General features: G+C 67.0%; 9 protein-coding genes and 1 riboswitch. All 9 genes read right to left on the bottom strand.

All coding sequences use genetic code 11. From position 1 onward, the window contains the following. Window positions 1–63: 63 nt before the first annotated feature. Window positions 64–3,453 carry a TonB-dependent receptor domain-containing protein gene (locus O3139_RS13490; RefSeq protein ID WP_269514593.1) on the bottom strand — a complete coding sequence of 1,130 codons (3,390 nt, stop codon included), beginning with the start codon at window positions 3,451–3,453 and terminating at the stop codon, window positions 64–66. 378 nt (window positions 3,454–3,831) lie between these two features. Next, the gene (locus tag O3139_RS13485) at window positions 3,832–4,602 is read right to left on the bottom strand and encodes an ABC transporter ATP-binding protein (protein ID WP_269514592.1); all 771 of its coding nucleotides are present in this window, start codon (window positions 4,600–4,602) and stop codon (window positions 3,832–3,834) included. After that, complete coding sequence (locus O3139_RS13480) at window positions 4,599–5,576, bottom strand: FecCD family ABC transporter permease (RefSeq protein ID WP_420022322.1); 978 nt, start codon at window positions 5,574–5,576, stop codon at window positions 4,599–4,601. The genes O3139_RS13485 and O3139_RS13480 overlap by 4 nt, the downstream gene beginning before the upstream one ends. 5 nt (window positions 5,577–5,581) lie before the next feature. Continuing rightward, window positions 5,582–6,451 carry an ABC transporter substrate-binding protein gene (locus tag O3139_RS13475; RefSeq protein ID WP_269514589.1) on the bottom strand — a complete coding sequence of 290 codons (870 nt, stop codon included), beginning with the start codon at window positions 6,449–6,451 and terminating at the stop codon, window positions 5,582–5,584. Window positions 6,452–6,547: 96 nt separating this feature from the next. Continuing rightward, the gene (locus O3139_RS13470; protein ID WP_269514587.1) at window positions 6,548–8,509 is read right to left on the bottom strand and encodes a TonB-dependent receptor plug domain-containing protein; all 1,962 of its coding nucleotides are present in this window, start codon (window positions 8,507–8,509) and stop codon (window positions 6,548–6,550) included. Window positions 8,510–8,659: 150 nt separating this feature from the next. Then, window positions 8,660–8,867, bottom strand: a riboswitch (cobalamin riboswitch). Window positions 8,868–8,922: 55 nt separating this feature from the next. Next, window positions 8,923–11,313 (bottom strand): glucan 1,4-alpha-glucosidase, encoded by a 2,391-nt coding sequence (locus O3139_RS13465; RefSeq protein ID WP_269514585.1) that lies wholly within the window; start codon window positions 11,311–11,313, stop codon window positions 8,923–8,925. 15 nt (window positions 11,314–11,328) lie between these two features. Further along, on the bottom strand, window positions 11,329–12,255 hold the full coding sequence (locus tag O3139_RS13460; protein ID WP_269514584.1) for an alpha/beta hydrolase: 927 nt from the start codon (window positions 12,253–12,255) through the stop codon (window positions 11,329–11,331). Continuing rightward, window positions 12,252–13,772 (bottom strand): MFS transporter, encoded by a 1,521-nt coding sequence (locus O3139_RS13455; RefSeq protein ID WP_269514582.1) that lies wholly within the window; start codon window positions 13,770–13,772, stop codon window positions 12,252–12,254. The genes O3139_RS13460 and O3139_RS13455 overlap by 4 nt, the downstream gene beginning before the upstream one ends. Continuing rightward, window positions 13,769–15,832: a glycoside hydrolase family 97 protein gene (locus O3139_RS13450; protein ID WP_269514580.1), complete on the bottom strand. Its 2,064-nt coding sequence runs from the start codon at window positions 15,830–15,832 to the stop codon at window positions 13,769–13,771. Before O3139_RS13450 ends, O3139_RS13455 begins: the two co-directional genes overlap by 4 nt. Window positions 15,833–15,850: the final 18 nt, after the last annotated feature.

Here is a 15,850-nt window from a genome sequence, read left to right as displayed (position 1 = left end):
CAAACGAAAAAGGAGCGCCGGTCGAAACCGGCGCTCCCATGATCGGCCTGGTTGAGGAAGGTTCTAGAAGACGGCGCGGGCGCCGATGAAGAACTGACGGCCGGTCGACCCGTAGTTGGTGGTCACGCGGTCGTCGGCGTAGCCCCAGCGGTTGGTCGTCTGGTTGGTCAGGTTCAGGGCTTCGGCCGTCAGGGTGACGACATCGCTGAGCTTGTAGGTGACCGAGGCATCCACGTTCAGCGTCTTCTCGCTGCCCAGGAAGTCGTTGACCAGCGGCGAGTCCGAGAAGCCCGGATCGGTGGTGCCCGAGGCGATCGGATACTGGGTCACATAGTCCGCGCGGTAGGCGGTCGAGACGCGCGCCGAGAACCGGGGCACTTCGTAGAAGATCGTGAAGTTGAACGCGTCGGGCGAGGCACCCGTGAACGGTCCCACGCCCGTGACCAGCGGCGCCGGCGTCAGGATGTAGTTCAGTTCCGATTCCAGGTGGGTGTAGTTGGCCTGGACGCCCAGGTTCTCGAAATACCAGGGCAGGAAGGTCAGGTTCTGCTGATAGTTGACCTCCACGCCGCGGATGTAGCCACCCGGAGCATCGCGGAACTGACGGATGCCGAACGGGCGATCCGCGTTGATGTAGTCGACCTGGTTCTGGGCCTGCTGACGCGCAGCGGCTGACTGGGTGGTGTCGGCGGCGAGGACTTCGAACTCGGCCCGCAGTTCGGCGATGGCGGCCGCGTCCAGGATCGAGGACAGGGTCCCGTCACCGACCAGGGTCTGCGGGAAGGATTCCACTTCCTTGTCGAAGATGGCGACCGAGAACAGCGCGTCTTGCTCGAAATACCATTCGAAGCTGAGGTCGTAGTTGGTGGCCGTGAACGGAGCCAGCTTCGGGTTGCCGATCGTGATGGCGCCGCCGCTTGTGGCACCGAGGCCATTCGGCACGGTGAAGGCCGTGACGCTGGGGGCCAGGTTGCCCAGCAGCGGGCGGGACATGACCTTGGCTACACCCAGCCGGATGATCATGTCGTCGGCGACCTCATAGGCGAGGTTCAGCGACGGCAGGGTGTTGTTGTAGTCGTTGTCTGCGCTGATCGCCCGGCCCCGGTTGGTGAAGCCGTTGGAATCGACGCCCGTCTGGGCGCGGCGCAGACCGACGTTGCCGCGCAGGTCGCGACCGAAGACAGGCACGTTGAAGTCGGCCTGGATGAAATAGCTCAGGTCCGTTTCCTTGATCTCGAAGGTCTGGGCGAAGTTGAACTTCGTCGAGATGCGCCAGTCGTTCCACTTGTTGACGCAGTTGCATTCGAAGTCGAACAGGTTGCGGAAGGCATCCAGGTCCGGGGCATAGAAGCTGGTGGGCGTCCCGGACGGCAGGTCGAGGCCCTGGCCGAAGGTGTGCACTGCGCCGACCTGACCGATGGTGGCCCCGGCCTCGATGAGGCTGGGATTCAGCGTCTCGCGTGCCGATTCACGCTGCAGGGCGGTCGTGTAGAAGGTGTAGCGCTTGCGCTGGATCCCGGTCTTGAGGGTCAGATACGGATTGGCGTCCCAGGCGAAGTCGATGTTGCCGCCTTCGTAGTGGTTGTCGACCGTCCGCTCGAAGTAGCGGATCGCTGAGAAGCCCTTGACCACGTCCCAGTTGGCCGGATTGGCCACGTCGAAGCCGAAGTCGAGCGACGGCATGTCGCCGCCGCCGCGCGCGTCATAGACGAAATAGCCGTCGCCGGCCGCGCCCGATCCGGAGTTCAGGCGGGTGAATTCGACCAGCGAGCCTTTCGTCTTGTTGACCGAGCGGCTCTCGCCATAGATCGCCTGCATCCGGAGCGTGTCGCTGAACTCGTGCTGCAGATTCACCGTGCCTTGCTGGAAGAAGGTCGTGTAGCGCGCCTCGTCGGCGGCGGACCGCATGTCGACGTTGCTCAGCACCAGATAGTCGGCATTGGCACCCGTCGGGCTCAGCGCCGCATCGATCAGCCGGATGCCCGGCCGGCCGATCAGCGCATTGCGCATTCCCAACCCTAGCGGATCGGCAACGTAACCGCGCGACGAGGGGCTGTTGTAATAGTCGAAGGGTTCCAGGTTGTTCGGGTTGAAGCTGAAGCCCGAAAGCGTTCCAGCGACCGGGGTCGTGCCATAGATCTGTTGACCGCAATCGATACCGGCCAGGATCGCCGTCTCGGCGCGAGCGTTGCAGGTCGCATACAGCGCGCGCCTCTGGGCGGCCGTGCCGGCCGCCGTCGCATTGGCCAGCTGATAGGTCGCCGCGTTGGCATTGCCCTGGGTGTTGTTGCGGTTCAGGCCGACGGGCACGATCTGGTAGTTGGTCGAGATCTGGTCCAGTTGCGAATACACGCCGTCGAAGCTGATGGTCGTGCGATCGGTGGGCCGCCACTGCGCCGAGAAGGTCAGGCCCGTGCGTTCCTGATGCAGGTCCTGCTGGTTCAGCGTCGGCAGGGCCGGAATACGGACCAGCGACCCGGCCGCGATCGTAGTTCCCGCAGCGGTTCCCGTCGCATTGTTGTTGCGCAGGGTCGAGCCGATCGGGCTGTTGATCAGCGCATAGGCCGTCGGGTTCGAGCCGCGCAGCGCGTCGCAGTACGAGAGGTTGGTGATGTTGACGCCGGGAATGACGCCGTTGTTGCAGGGCGTACCGGTCGGGGCGGCGAAGCCCTGGCGGGTCAGGATCTGGGTGCCGGCCGCGATATTGGGTGTGCCGGCGAAGGTCGCGCCGCGATACGTGTAGTCGGACTGACCGGCCTGGCGCTGATAGCTGTCGATCGTCTGGTCGCGCCGGTTGAAGGCCGCCGAGGCCAGGATACCGACCTCGCCAATGCCGTCGAAATGCCAGCGGTCCGAAACCAGCCCGGCGAAGCGCGGGTTGTTGGTCTCGCCATTCTCGTAATAGGCGTCCTGGGCCGAGAACGCGAAGCGGCGGTCGGAATAGTCAAGCGGCCGGCCGGTCTGGAGATCGACCGTGGCCCCGAGCGAGCCTTCTTCCGTTTCGGCCGAAGCGGTCTTCTGGACCTTCAGCGAGTTGAACAGCTCTGAGGCGAAGGTGTTGAAGTCGAAGCCGCGGCTGCGGTTCGGGCTATCGCCGGCGATGGAGGCACCGGCCGTCGACAGCGCCTCGACGCCGTTCAGACGGACGCGGGTGAAGTCGCTGCCCAGGCCGCGGACGGTGATGGTGCGGCCTTCGCCGTTGTCGCGGTCGATGGACACGCCCGGCAGGCGCTGAAGCGACTCGGCCAGGTTGGCGTCGGGAAAGTCGGCAATGTCCTCGGCATTGATCGCATCGACCATGACATTGGCGTTGCGCTTGGTCGCAAGGGCGCTTCGCAGCGCACCACGGATGCCGGTGACGACCACTTCGTCGACCTGGGCCGCCTCGTCCTGCGATGCGGGTGTCGGGGCGGTTTGAGCCCAGGCTCCGCTGGCGGCCGCGAGCGTGAACATCAGAACGCCGGCAGAAGCCGCGGTCCGCAGATGACGCAGATGTGCTGTTCTCATAGTCCTCAAACCTCCCCCGTTCGGCCCTCTATGGAGCCTGAACCCGGCCCTTCGGCCAAATCACGCAGTCAATGATACCGGTGTCATTTTGAAATAACGACCGCCGTGCCTGCTGGATCGAATAGTATGACGAATGTTTGTTGGCAAGGGGCTTCGGCCTGAGCCCGGATGTGGTGCGACTTTCTGGTCTCATGTGATCCGGACCGCCAGAAGCACGGGCCTGGCCGGCCAATCCTCCTCACCCACCCACCGATCAAACCTCCGGCGACCAGGGTGGCGATCCCGCACTCCCCTCGCGAGCACGGTCAGTGCCGTCGCAGCTGGCTATGCCCGCCGGATCACATCGATCAGGGGGCCGCCCGGCCCCCGGGTCAGGCTGGCTTCCACACCATAGGCGCGCTTCAGCACCTCGGGCGACAGGGCGGTGGCGGGCGGGTCGTCGGCCAGCACATGTCCGTCGGCCAGGACGAGTATGCGATCCGACAGTCTCAGCGCCATCGACAGGTCGTGCAGCGTCACGACGACGCCGACTCCCTCGTCAGCCAGCCGACGAAACAGGGCCGCCACATCCAGCTGGTGCGCCGGGTCGAGGCCGGTCAGTGGCTCGTCGGCCAGTAGCCACTCGGGCTCTCCGGCCAGAGCCCGCGCGATCAGAACCCGCGCCCGTTCTCCGCCCGACAGGGTGTCGACGATCCGGTGCCCGAACGCCGTGACATTGGCGGCGATCAGGGCCTGGTCGACCGCCGCATTGTCCTCCCGGGCCGGACCCCGGGCCCCGATGAAGGGCGTCCGGCCGAGCGCCACCAGTGTCCGCGCCTCGACAGGCCAGGCAATCTCTGGCGTCTGGGGAAGAAAGGCCAGTCGCCTCGCGCGCTCGCGCGCCTTCAGCCCGGTCAGCGGGGCCTCGTCCAGCCGGATGAGGCCGGAGGTCGGCGGGCGCAAACCCGCCAGACAGGCGAGCAGGGTGGACTTGCCGGCTCCATTCGGCCCCACGACAGCCGTAACCTTGCCCGCCGCGATCGAAAGGCTGATGTCCGACAGGATCGACCTGTGCCCGATCTCGACGCCCAGTGCAGTGCAGGACAGGACGCTCATGCGATCTTGCGCCTCAGGCGCAGCAGCAGGACCAGGAAGAAGGGCGCGCCGAGGGCCGCCATGGCGACGCCCAGCTTCACCTCGCCCGCCGACGGGGTGATGCGCACCAGGATGTCGCCCGCCAACACGATCACTGCGCCTCCGAGCAGGCTTGGTACCAGCAGTGCGCCGGGCCTCGCCCCGACGAGGGGCCGCAGCAGGTGCGGCGTCACCAGGCCGACGAAGCCGATCACCCCCGTCACCGCCACGCTCGCGCCCGCTGCCAGACCGACGCCCAGGGCCAGCATCCAGCGCATCCGCTTCATCGAAATGCCCAGGGACCGCGCCCCGACGTCGCCCAGGGTCAGGGCATCCAGCCCTCGCCCGAGGGTCAGCAGCAGGGCACAGCCGAGCCCGATCAGCGGTGCCGCCGTCCACACGTCCTCGAAGCTGCAGTCCGCCAGCGATCCCATCAGCCAGTCGACGATCTCGTTCAACGCCCAGGGGTTGGGAGCCAGTGACAGGGCCAGCGACACGCCAGCGCTGGACAGGATGTTCAGGATCGCGCCCGCCAGGATGAAGGTCACCAGACTGGACGCCGAGCCCGACAGCAGCATCAGCGCGCCGACCCCGATCATCGCCCCGCTGATGGCCGCGACCGGCAGGGCCCAGGGCGCGACCGCCGTCACGCCGTAATAGAGGGTCAGAACGGCTCCCAGCGCCGCCATCGAGGACACGCCCAGCACGCCCGGATCGGCCAGGGGGTTGCGCGTATAGCCCTGCAGCACCGCCCCCGACAGCCCGAGGGCCGCGCCCACGAAAATTCCCAGCAGCGTGCGCGGCAGCCGCAACTCGAACACGATGGCCCAGCGCGGATCGACATCGGGCTGCAGCCAGGCCTCGAAGGGCACCCATACGCGGCCCGCCATCAGACTGATCCCCGACAGGATCAGCAGCAGGGCGATCAGCGCCGCGTACAGGCGGGATCGGTTCACGGGCCTCATGCCAGCCTCGCCGTTGCGACCTCGCGGGCGCGCTTCAGCGCGGCCGCGGTCTGGATCAGGACAGGCCCGCCGCAGAACAGCAACCGTTCAGGAAAAACCGCCCGGCGCATATCGCCGGCGACGCGCCCGAGCGCAGGATGCTCCATGATCCGTTCGGCCCGGCTCGGGGCTCCCGGCCAGGATTCGCCCGACAGCAGGACCTCGGGCGGATCGGCGATCAGTCTTTCCAGCGGCACATTGCCGGTTCGCGTAAGGCCATAGCGCGTGACGGCATTTTGCAAGCCCGCGCGCCGCATCATCTCGTCCATCAGCGTGCCTGGCCCCGAAGCAAACCCGCCCGGCATGAAGACCAGGGCAGAGGGGGGCGTCGATCCGGGCACCGGAGCGGCGGCGTCGATGGCGGCCTCGATCTGTCTGACCAGGGCCTCGCCGCGATCTGCATGCCCGGTCAGGGCAGCCACCGTACGGACCTGCTCCAGGCTCTCGGCGACTGTCTCGGGCACGCCGAACAGGTGGGTGGAAATCCCCAGACGCCCGAGGGCATTTCGCGTCGCCAGCGACGAATATTTGCTGGTCATCACCAGATCGGGCCGGAGCGCGATGACTTCTTCGGCGGTCCCGTAGGTATGGGGCAGGGTTGTCGCGATGTCGGCGATCGTCGATCCATGGGGGTCGCGCGCCCAGTGGCTCAGGGCCGCGATCTGTGACCGGTCCGCGACCCGGACAAGGATGACGTCCAGGCACGGGTTCATCGAGATGATGCGCTGCGGACGACCGACGGCCGCAGCCGGACGCGGAGGGGGCGCGCTGCCACATCCGGCCAGGGCCAGGCCGCCCGCCACCAGAGCTCTCCGGTCCGGACGCATCAGAAATCGATCCCGGACCGCGGGCGCGCGGACGGGTCGTCCGTATGCGCCCCGTCCAGTCTTCCGTGGTGAGGGATGGGTGCGTTCATCGCCAGCCTAGAAGCGCGCACGCAGGCCGAGGAAGAACCCACGACCCGCTGCGCCATAGTTGCCGGTCGTCTCGTAGACCTTGTCGCCGACGTTCTCGATCCGGCCATAGAGCTCGAGCGTCTCGTCGAGCGGATAGGATGCGCGCAGATCGACCAGGGTGTAGCCCTCCAGCCGGGTGGTGTTCGACGCATTGTCGAAGCTGTCGCCCGCGTGCTGCAAGGCTATCGCGGTCGACAGACCGAACGGCCAGACATAGCCAACGGTCAGATTGGCTGCGTCCTTCGGGCGGCGCGCCAGCTCGCGACCCAGGTTGGCACGCGGTGTGCGGTTCTCGGTGTGGGTCCGGGTGTAGTTGGCGGTGATCGTCAACGACCCGATCTCGTAGTCCGCCGCCAGTTCGACGCCGTCTGCCGCTGTCAGGGCGATGTTGCTGTAGTAGCCGAAACGCCGCACGCCGTTGAGGAAGCACAGAGGGGCCGACGCCGGCGTCACCGTCGAGGCGCAGGATATGAAGTCGATCTGGTTGGTCGTCTCACGCGAGAAATAGGTCGCGGCAAGGGTCAGGCCGCCGTCCAGCAGCTGCTGTTCGACACCCGCGTCCCAGCCGTCGGCCGCCTCGGGCTGCAAGGTCGTGTTCCCGAAGTCGCTGTACAGCTGGTACAGGCTCGGGGCCTTGAAGCCCTGGCCGAAGCTGGCGCGCAGCACCGTCGAGCCCGCGTTCAGCGACCACGCGGCCGCGGCCTGTCCCAGGGTCTTGCCGCCGAAGGTGTCGTGCTCGTCGCGACGCACGCCACCCGTCAAGGTCAGGCCGTCGATGACCTCGGCCTGCAGCTGGGCATAGAAGCCATAGATCCCGACGTTGGCATTCGCCCGCGGGGGGTTCGGCCTGAAGGATGATGGCGAGGCCGAACTGAACGCCGAATCCTCATGCTCGGCCCCGAAGGTGGCGGTCCAGCCTTTCTGGACGTCGAACACGCCCTGGTACTCGAACCGCCTGTTCAGGCCCTCGGCCTCGAAGGTCACGGCAGTGACGGCCTGGTCCGGGTTCCGGCTCTCCCGGTCGGTCCGCGTATAGGCGTAGGCGAGCCGGTTGCTGAGCCGGCCGTCGAGCAGGTCGACGTTCAACCCCGTATAGGTGACGAGTTCCCGCGTGCTGGCGGTTTCGCGCGTGTCTCCGAAGGCGAACGCCGGTGCGGGAAATCCGTCCGCCCCGGCCGTTCCGTCCGAATAGACGGCGCGCAGGTCGATGGACACTCCGTCCGTGACGCGAATGCGGGCTCGACCGCTGAGCCCGAAGTTCTCGTATCCGTCCTTCTCGGTACCGCGCGCGAAGGCCGAGAAGCCGTCGCTCTGATAATGCGAGCCGGCGAGCCTCCACGTCACGCGGTCGGTCATCCCGCCGATGTTTCCGCGCAGATAGGTCGTGCCCCGCGACCCGGCCTCTGCGTCGAGACCGGCCTGGAAGGGCCGGGTCGGTTCGGCGGTGACGATGTTGACCACGCCGCCGATGGCCTGGGAGCCCCACAGGGTCGATTGGGCACCGCGCAGCACCTCGATCCGCGCGATGTCGCCGACCAGCAGGTTGCCGAAATTGTACCCGCCGCCTGTGCCCGACGGATCGTTCAGCTTGACGCCGTCGATCACCGCGACCGTCTGGTCCGTCTCGGCACCGCGGATGCGAAGGGCGGTCGCCGCGCCGATCCCGCCGTTGCGCGACAGGCTCACCCCCGGCGTGCGCAGCAGAAGGTCTGCGACACCGACGGTCTGGCTCGTCGTGATGTCCGCCGCCGTCAGCACGGTGACCGACTGGCCGACGCGCTCGGCCGACTGTGCAGAGCGGTTGGCTGTGACCACCACGTCGTCGAGCAGGCTCGAATCCATGGCGGACGTCGCGGTTTGTGCGCTCGCGGCGCTGGTCGCAAGCAGGAGCGCACCGGTGACGGCGCTGATGGTCAGTTCGTTCCTCATGGGTCCAATCCCTCGTTTGACGACGAGCCGCCTTGCGAACGGCCGCGTTCAGGCGAGGAGACACGCCCGGTCGCGACCACGCGCACGCGCGGCCCAACAGACGTCGTCATTCGGGTCTGATCCCGTTCCGCCCGGCACACCACGTCCGCGCGAAGGACGACCACGACAGGCAGGTCTCCTGGCTTGCGGGTCAATGCCGGTGCGCGCCGCCTTCCCAGATCCTCCGGCTTTCGCCTTCGAGATCCAGTGGCCCATGGTGCGCGGGCTCGCCGCTTACAGTTGCGTGGGCAGCCCGGGGTTCACACCCGAGTTCCCTATTAATCCCCATTTCTGGGGAACCTGTCGCAACCTCGCTCTAGGCCAATGCAGGGGTATCAGCAAGAACCGCGATTACGACGAGGGCCGATCATACCCTAGCGGGCGTATCTCTCGGCCACCGGACCATAGCGATCCCAGACGGCGCGGTCGGCGAGGGACCGGAGCAGTTTCAGATACTCCGCATGGGTCCAGGCGAGCGGGGTGGCGGAGTCCGTGCCTTCCCCGATCGCATAGCCGGGCGGCGTCCGTCCCACGCCGTCCCAGACCTGTTCGGGAAGCAGCAGGCCGTCGTTGGCGAAGCTTTCCATGGCGCGCACATAGGTCTGGCGGATGCGATCGATCGCGGCCGTGTCGGCCGTACCGTCTTGCAGAAGGCGGGCCAGTTCATAGGTGCCGCGCTCGCCGGTGAAGATCGGCCAGACCCGGCCGCGCTGACCGGGCGTCATGCCGCCCAGGCCGTAGTTTCCGGCCGTATCGGTGTTCTCGCCATAGCCGTCGTTGCCATAGCGCCGCCAGCCCGGGGATCCGTTGAGATCATAGCGCACGCGAAGACGATCCTCGCGCGTCTGATCGTCGTATTCGGGCAAGGTGCCGACGATCGAGGGCGCGTTTGCGGCCCGCACGCCATAGCGGACCAGTTCCAGAAACCCGCCGTCCACGATGCGGTCCTCGGGCAATGCCGGTTGACCATTGTTCTCGCCGAGGGGGGCGCGATCGTTGGGGTCCTCGTTGCGGGTCAGCCGCAAGAAATAGTCGCCGTCGCCGAGCGACCCCGCGGTCGTGAACATCCGGGCCTCGACCTTGCCGGCATAGTCATCGGCGGCGGCCTGGTAGCGGTCGGCGGACGAGGCGTCCCCGGCCGCCCGCGCGATCTCTGATGCGACCGTCAGGCCCGTGATGACGGCGGCGGTGGTCGAGGGCGAGTACCCTTCCTGCTCTTCCCACCGCTCCTGCTGTGACCAGGGGGGCCTGATGGTCCGGTCGTTCCAGCCCAGACCGATCTTGCCGCCATCCACCAGGAAATCGGCGGCGGGTTTGATCATGGCGGCGTACATCCTGGCCATTTCCGCGTCGGAGACCTCGCCCGCCTTCCACAGGCGCCAGCCCAGCATGATCGGCATGGCGGTCTGATCCAGCTGGACCCCGACCCATTCGATCTGCCCGTCCACATGGGTCTTCTGAAGGAACCAGCCGGTCGCGCCGGTATTGCCGGGCGTTTCGGCGTCGACCTGGACCTGGGGCAGGTAACGGAAGGCGGCGAGCGGCGTCTGCCTGTCGCCCAGCGCCATCAGGGCCATCGCCACCTGATAGAAGTCGCGTGGCCAGACGGCCTTGTAGCCGGTCGAGGCCTGTGTCGCGTCGACCGTGTCGCCCCAGGGATTGGACAGCGACGCGATCAGCGCACCCGCATAGGTCCGGTCCTCCTGCACCTTCAGCATCAGGGCCGAGGCATAGGCCAGCTTGCCGCCGTCGGTGGCGACCTCGGCCATGCGGGGCAGTTCGGTCAGGGACCCGATCCAGTCCTGCCAACCGACGCGGTCACCCTCGCCGTTGAAGCGGGCGAGAACTTCGTCGAGGCCGGTGGTGAAGCTGGCGTCGGCGGCGGCTTCGGACGCGGCCTGCGTCGGGCCGAAACCGATGACGAAGTCGCGGGTCAGGCTCTGTCCTGCCGCGATGGTTGGCAGGGATCCCGTCAGGACGACCGCACCGGGCGTATCGCCGGTGGAGGCGTAGGCGTGGGTCAGCCGGCCGTTCGCCTGCAGGTCCGTCAGGCCGTCGGAGGTACCGAGGAAGCCGGCGCTGGCCGCCTCGAACGGCTGGCCGGGGCGCAGCGTCAGGTGCACGTCCCCCTCGCTCGCGTGCAGGCCGGTCGCGGTCGCCTGTGCCCGGTCGCCGCCGCCGGTGTTGGCCATGTGCGGCTCGAGGATCAGATAGGGGGTGACGGGGGCGGAGCCTGCCGTGATCGTGACGCGCAGGATCAGGGCGTTGCTGTCGGGATCGGTGAAGACGCGCTTTTCGATCTCGAACGCATGGTCGGCGCTCTCCGTCACCACGCGATAGGCGGGCGAAAGGGGGCGGCCGTGCGCGTCCGTATGCAGGTACTCCGTGCGGCTGACCGTATCGGTGCCCTCGACGCCGAGCCGGTCGCCAGAAACCACGGCAAAGCGCAGCGCCTTGATCTGTGCCTCGTGGATCAGACCGTACATCGTCTCGGTCAGGACGCCGTCGGCGAGCGAGAACCAGACCCTGGACACCGGGCCTGTCGGACCGCCGTCGCGGTACTGCCCGTCGACATAGGCTTCGTATGAGGCCCCGACGCCGGTCTTGGCCGCGCTCGACCAGGTCGTGGCGGCCCCCGGCGCACCGGGCGCCACTGCCTCGGCCACCGGAATCGCGGACGCGCCGGTGGACAGAGGCATCGATGCGCAGGCCATCAACGGCAGGACAGCGGCACCGAGCAGCAGGGCATGGGTCAGTTTACGCATGGACATACTCTCTGGTCAGGCGGGCGAAAGGAGGAAGGTCAGGGGGGCATCGAGACGGCTGTTCCAGCTCTTCTCGTTATGTTCGGCACCGGGGAAGACCAGGGTGCGGAACCGGTCCGGTCCCCAACCGGCGGCCCGGATCACGCCGTCGATGCGCGACTGGAACCAGGGATAGAAGGCGTCGAGCGTCTCGTCCCCCCGATCCATGTAAAGCCGGTGCGTGGCGGGGTCGGGCAGGCCGCGCTGGATGACGCTGGACCAGGCCAGGACCACCGCCTCGCGCCAGCGCTCCAGGGCGTCGCCCTCCAGCCGCTCCAGCCTCAGCGGCCAGTGGGTCGAGAGGCAGCCGGCGGAGCCGAACACCTCCGGATGTTTCATCATCGCATAGAGCGAGATCAGTCCGCCCATGCTGGATCCCGCGATCAGGGTGTCGTCGCGATCGGGCAGGGTGCGATAGGTCGCATCGATCATGGGCTTCAGATCCTCGACCAGGAACTGGAGGTAGCCGTCCGACAAGGGCTCGCCGCCATACATGCCCAGCAGGCTCGTCCTGACCTCCCCGGGCAGGGCAGTGATCAGGTCGGCGGGGACGTATTCGCGCAGCCGAAGCGGCGTGTTCCAGACCCCGACCACGATCGGCAATCGGACCTGACCGGTCTGGGAAAGTCGCGCCAGATGTTCGTCCACGCCCCATTCGCCGAAGGCAGTGCGCGATGCATCGAACAGGTTCTGGCCGTCGTGCATGTAGAGGACGGGATAGCGCTGAGACCCTTCGTCATAGCCCGGCGGCAACCAGACGGTGACATTGCGCGCTGCGGCATGGGTCGATGCCATGTCGGTGTAGTCGACCAGTCGGCCGGCGGTCGGCACGTCCGCGCGGACCGAACCCGCGAACGGGGCAGCGCAGATCAGGGTCAGGATGGCGCGGCGGTCGAAGTTCATTTCGGCTCCTTGACCAGCAGGGCGCAGGCGGCGGCAATGAAGAACGACACGCCTCCGATCCCCAGCGCCCAGATGGCCTGACCATCGAAAAAGGTCTTCAGGATCAGGCCCAGGATGGTCGCCGCCAGCAGTTGGGGCACCACGATGAATATGTTGAAGATGCCCATGTAGACACCCATTTTCCGCCCCGGCACGGCGGCCGACAGGATGGCATAGGGCATGGACACGATCGACGCCCAGGCGAAGCCGACCCCGATCATCGGGATCCACAGCAGGGCCGGGTCCCGGATCAGGGCGATGCCGATGAGGCCGAGCCCGCCCAGCACGAGATTGATCGCATGGGCTCCATTGCGTCCGGTCTTCTGGGCCAGCACCGGGATCAGGAAGGCCGCCAGCGCCGCCACTCCGTTATAGACGCCGAACAGGACGCCGACCCAGTCCGCGCCGGTGTTGTAGGCCACCGAGGTCGTATCGGTGGTGCCATAGTGGACCGTGGTCACGGCCGCCGTCGTATAGATCCACATGGCAAACAGGGCGAACCAGGTGAAGAACTGGACCACCGCCAGGCTGCGCATCGTCGGCGGCATGCGGAAGATGTCGTCGACGATTTCGGTGACGCCGTTCGCCGTCCTGCCCGCGTGCATGGCCCCGACGACGATCTGCAGCAGGCCGAAGGCGGCGATGCCTCCGAACAGGACGTAGAGCTCCTTTTCCACGCCTGCCACGGCGACCCCGGCGAACCCGGCCGCGCCGATCGCAGCCCAGATCAGTCCGCCCAGGAAATAGGCACGGGAAGATCGAGCCGGGGCCTGATCGTCGATACCGGGCTTGCCGGGCAAGGCATGGTTGGCTTCGAAGGCCGCCATCTGGTCGGGGCTGTATTCGCGCGTGGTGATGACGGTCCACAGCACCGCACCCAGCAGGGCGGCTGCTCCGATGTAGTAGGCCCAGCGCACCGTATCGGGCACCATGCCGTCAGCCGCCGTCGCGCTGAGGTGCAGCACGTTCGAAAGGATCCACGGCAGGCAGGACGCCAGCACCGCACCGGCTCCGATGAAGAAGCTCTGCATCGCATAGCCGGCGGTGCGTTGCTCGTCCGGCAGCAGGTCGCCGACGAAGGCGCGAAACGGTTCCATGGTGACGTTGATCGATGCATCCATGATCCACAGCGTCGCCGCCGCGAACCAGAGGCTCGGGCTGTTCGGCATGGCCACCAGGGCCAGGGATGTCAGCACGGCCCCGACCAGGAAATAGGGTCTGCGCCGACCCAGCGGGCTCCAGGTCTTGTCGCTGAAATAGCCGATAATCGGCTGAACCAGCAGGCCGGTCAGGGGGGCTGCGATCCAGAGGATGGCGAGGCTGTCGACCTCGGCCCCCAGGGTCTGGAAGATGCGGCTGGTGTTGGCGTTCTGAAGTCCGAACCCGATCTGTATGCCGAAGAAGCCGACGCACATGTTCATGATGGCCAGGGCGTTCAGCCTCGGCCGGATGGTCAGGATCTTTGGAACGGCGATCATTGGCGTGCCCCCCGGCCCAGAGGCACGAAACGAATGGCCTGGCCGCCGCCCGGGGCGAGGCGAAGGGTCAGGATGTCGCCCGCGGTCACCTCCTGCTGCTCGATCACGATGTCGGTTCGACTCATGCCGCCACCGTCGCGCCAGGATGCATGTGGACCGTCGCGGTAGATTTCGGCGCGATAACGCACACCGGGCTCGAGGAAGGTCAGGGCGGCGCTCAGGACACGCGGGTTCTCGTCGGTGATGGAGCCCAGGAACCACTCGCGGCCGCCGCGTCCCTTACGGACGACGGTGACGTAGTCGCCGACCTCGCCGTTCAGAACGCGGGTTTCGTCCCAGTCGACGGCGACGTCCTTGATGAACTGGAAAGGGCCGGGGTTGGCTTCGTAGTTCCCGGGCAGGTCGGCCGCCATCTGGATGGGGCTGTAGATCGTCACATAGAGCGCCAGTTGCTTGGCCCAGGTCGTGGCCACCCCGTCGGGGCTGCGGGTCACCATGCCGAAGATGCCGGGGGTGAAGTCCATCGGCCCGGCCAGAAGTCGGGTGAAGACCAGGTTCACTTCATGCTCGGGCGGATTGCCGGGCTGGCCCCAGGCGTTGAACTCCATCCCGCGCGCGCCTTCGCGGGAAACCCAGTTGGGATAGGTCCGGCGCAGACCGGTGTCCTTGATCGGCTCATGCGAGTTGATGGCGACGTGGTGGGCGGCGGCGGCTTCCAGCACGGCGATGTGGTGGCGAGCCATGGCCTGGCTCTCGTTCCAGGCAAAGGTCGATCGGCCATCGGGTCCCCGAACCTGCGCCCCACCGGCATCCGCGACATAGCCTGTCTTGACCGTCGTGATGCCAAGGCGCTGATCCAGGGCGAAGGCGTCGGCCATCTGCTGCTCGTAATGGAAGGCATTGCCGCCGGTCTCGTGGTGGCCGATCAGTTGCACGCCGCGTTCGCGACCATAGGCGGCCAGGCCTTCCAGGTCGAAGTCGGGATACGGTTGGGTGAAGGAATAGTCCGATCCATTGCCGAACCAGTCGCCGTCCCAACCGACGTTCCAACCCTCGACCAGAACGCCGCCGAAGCCGTTGGCCGCCGCGAAATCGATGTAGCGCCGCGTGTTTTCGGTCGTCGCGCCGTGGCGCGGGCCGGACGCCCAGGTCGCTCTGTCCAGGTGCATCTCCCACCAGATGCCGACGTATTTCATCGGCTTGAACCAGCTGACGTCACCGATCGCGTTGGGCTCGTTCAGGTTCAGGATCAGGCTGGATTCGACCAGGCCGCCGGCCGTTTCCGAAATCTGGATCGTGCGCCAGGGCGTCGGGAAGGGGGCCGTCCGCTCCACCGCCGCATTGGTGAAGCCCGGCGTCAGGTCGGCGACGAAACGGCGACCCTCGGCCCGCCGCAGGTTCATACCCGCATAGTCCACCAGTGCCGCCTCGTGGATCGAGATATGCAGACCGGAATCCAGCTTCATCGTCAGCGGCGTCTGGGTGCTGGACGCCTCCTCGATTGAGGTGCGGTGATAGAGGTACTCCTCGCGATTCCACTCGTGCGACGGGATCCACCAGGCTTCGCCGTCTTCGGCGATGTTGAACTCGGTCAGTTCCGAGCCGATGTTCAGGACGGGCAGGGCCGCCTGCTCCGGGAACTCGTAGCGAAAGCCCAGGCCGTCGTCATAGACCCGAAAAACGACGTCGAAGCGGCGCGCCAGGGCCGTCCGCTCGCGCAGGTGGACGCGCAGTTCGCGGTAGTGGTTCCGGATGAATCGCCGCTCGCCCCAGGGCTGTTCCCAGGTGTCGTCATGGTCGGTGGGGACCTCGGCCGTCACCACCAGATTGCGCTCCAGCTTTGGCGCATCGGTGAGGATGAAGCCCAGGCGTGACGGCGCGATGACCGGCTTTCCCGAACGTGTGACCGCATAGCTGGGCCGTCCGTCCCCGTCGGTGGTGACGCTGACCGACAGGGTCCCGTCCGGCGACGAAACCGTGGCCGGCGCGGGCGGCGGCGTCTGGGCCAAGGCCGGTGTGCACAGGGCCATGATGGCCAGCACGACAAAAGGAATACGCATGGGCTTCACTCCGGTGCG

This window comes from Brevundimonas subvibrioides (assembly GCF_027271155.1).
Taxonomy (GTDB): Bacteria; Pseudomonadota; Alphaproteobacteria; order Caulobacterales; family Caulobacteraceae; genus Brevundimonas; species Brevundimonas subvibrioides_D.
This window is presented reverse-complemented; position numbering and strand designations above follow the sequence as displayed.

Bases quoted from the DNA above. Each gene is read 5' to 3' on its own strand.
- O3139_RS13455 (WP_269514582.1), bottom strand. From the start codon at position 13,772: ATGATCGCCGTTCCAAAGATCCTGACCATCCGGCCGAGGCTGAACGCC.
- O3139_RS13470 (WP_269514587.1), bottom strand. From the start codon at position 8,509: ATGAGGAACGAACTGACCATCAGCGCCGTCACCGGTGCGCTCCTGCTT.
- O3139_RS13465 (WP_269514585.1), bottom strand. From the start codon at position 11,313: ATGCGTAAACTGACCCATGCCCTGCTGCTCGGTGCCGCTGTCCTGCCG.
- O3139_RS13490 (WP_269514593.1), bottom strand. From the start codon at position 3,453: ATGTTCACGCTCGCGGCCGCCAGCGGAGCCTGGGCTCAAACCGCCCCG.
- O3139_RS13485 (WP_269514592.1), bottom strand. From the start codon at position 4,602: ATGAGCGTCCTGTCCTGCACTGCACTGGGCGTCGAGATCGGGCACAGG.
- O3139_RS13460 (WP_269514584.1), bottom strand. From the start codon at position 12,255: ATGAACTTCGACCGCCGCGCCATCCTGACCCTGATCTGCGCTGCCCCG.
- O3139_RS13450 (WP_269514580.1), bottom strand. From the start codon at position 15,832: ATGCGTATTCCTTTTGTCGTGCTGGCCATCATGGCCCTGTGCACACCG.
- O3139_RS13475 (WP_269514589.1), bottom strand. From the start codon at position 6,451: ATGCGTCCGGACCGGAGAGCTCTGGTGGCGGGCGGCCTGGCCCTGGCC.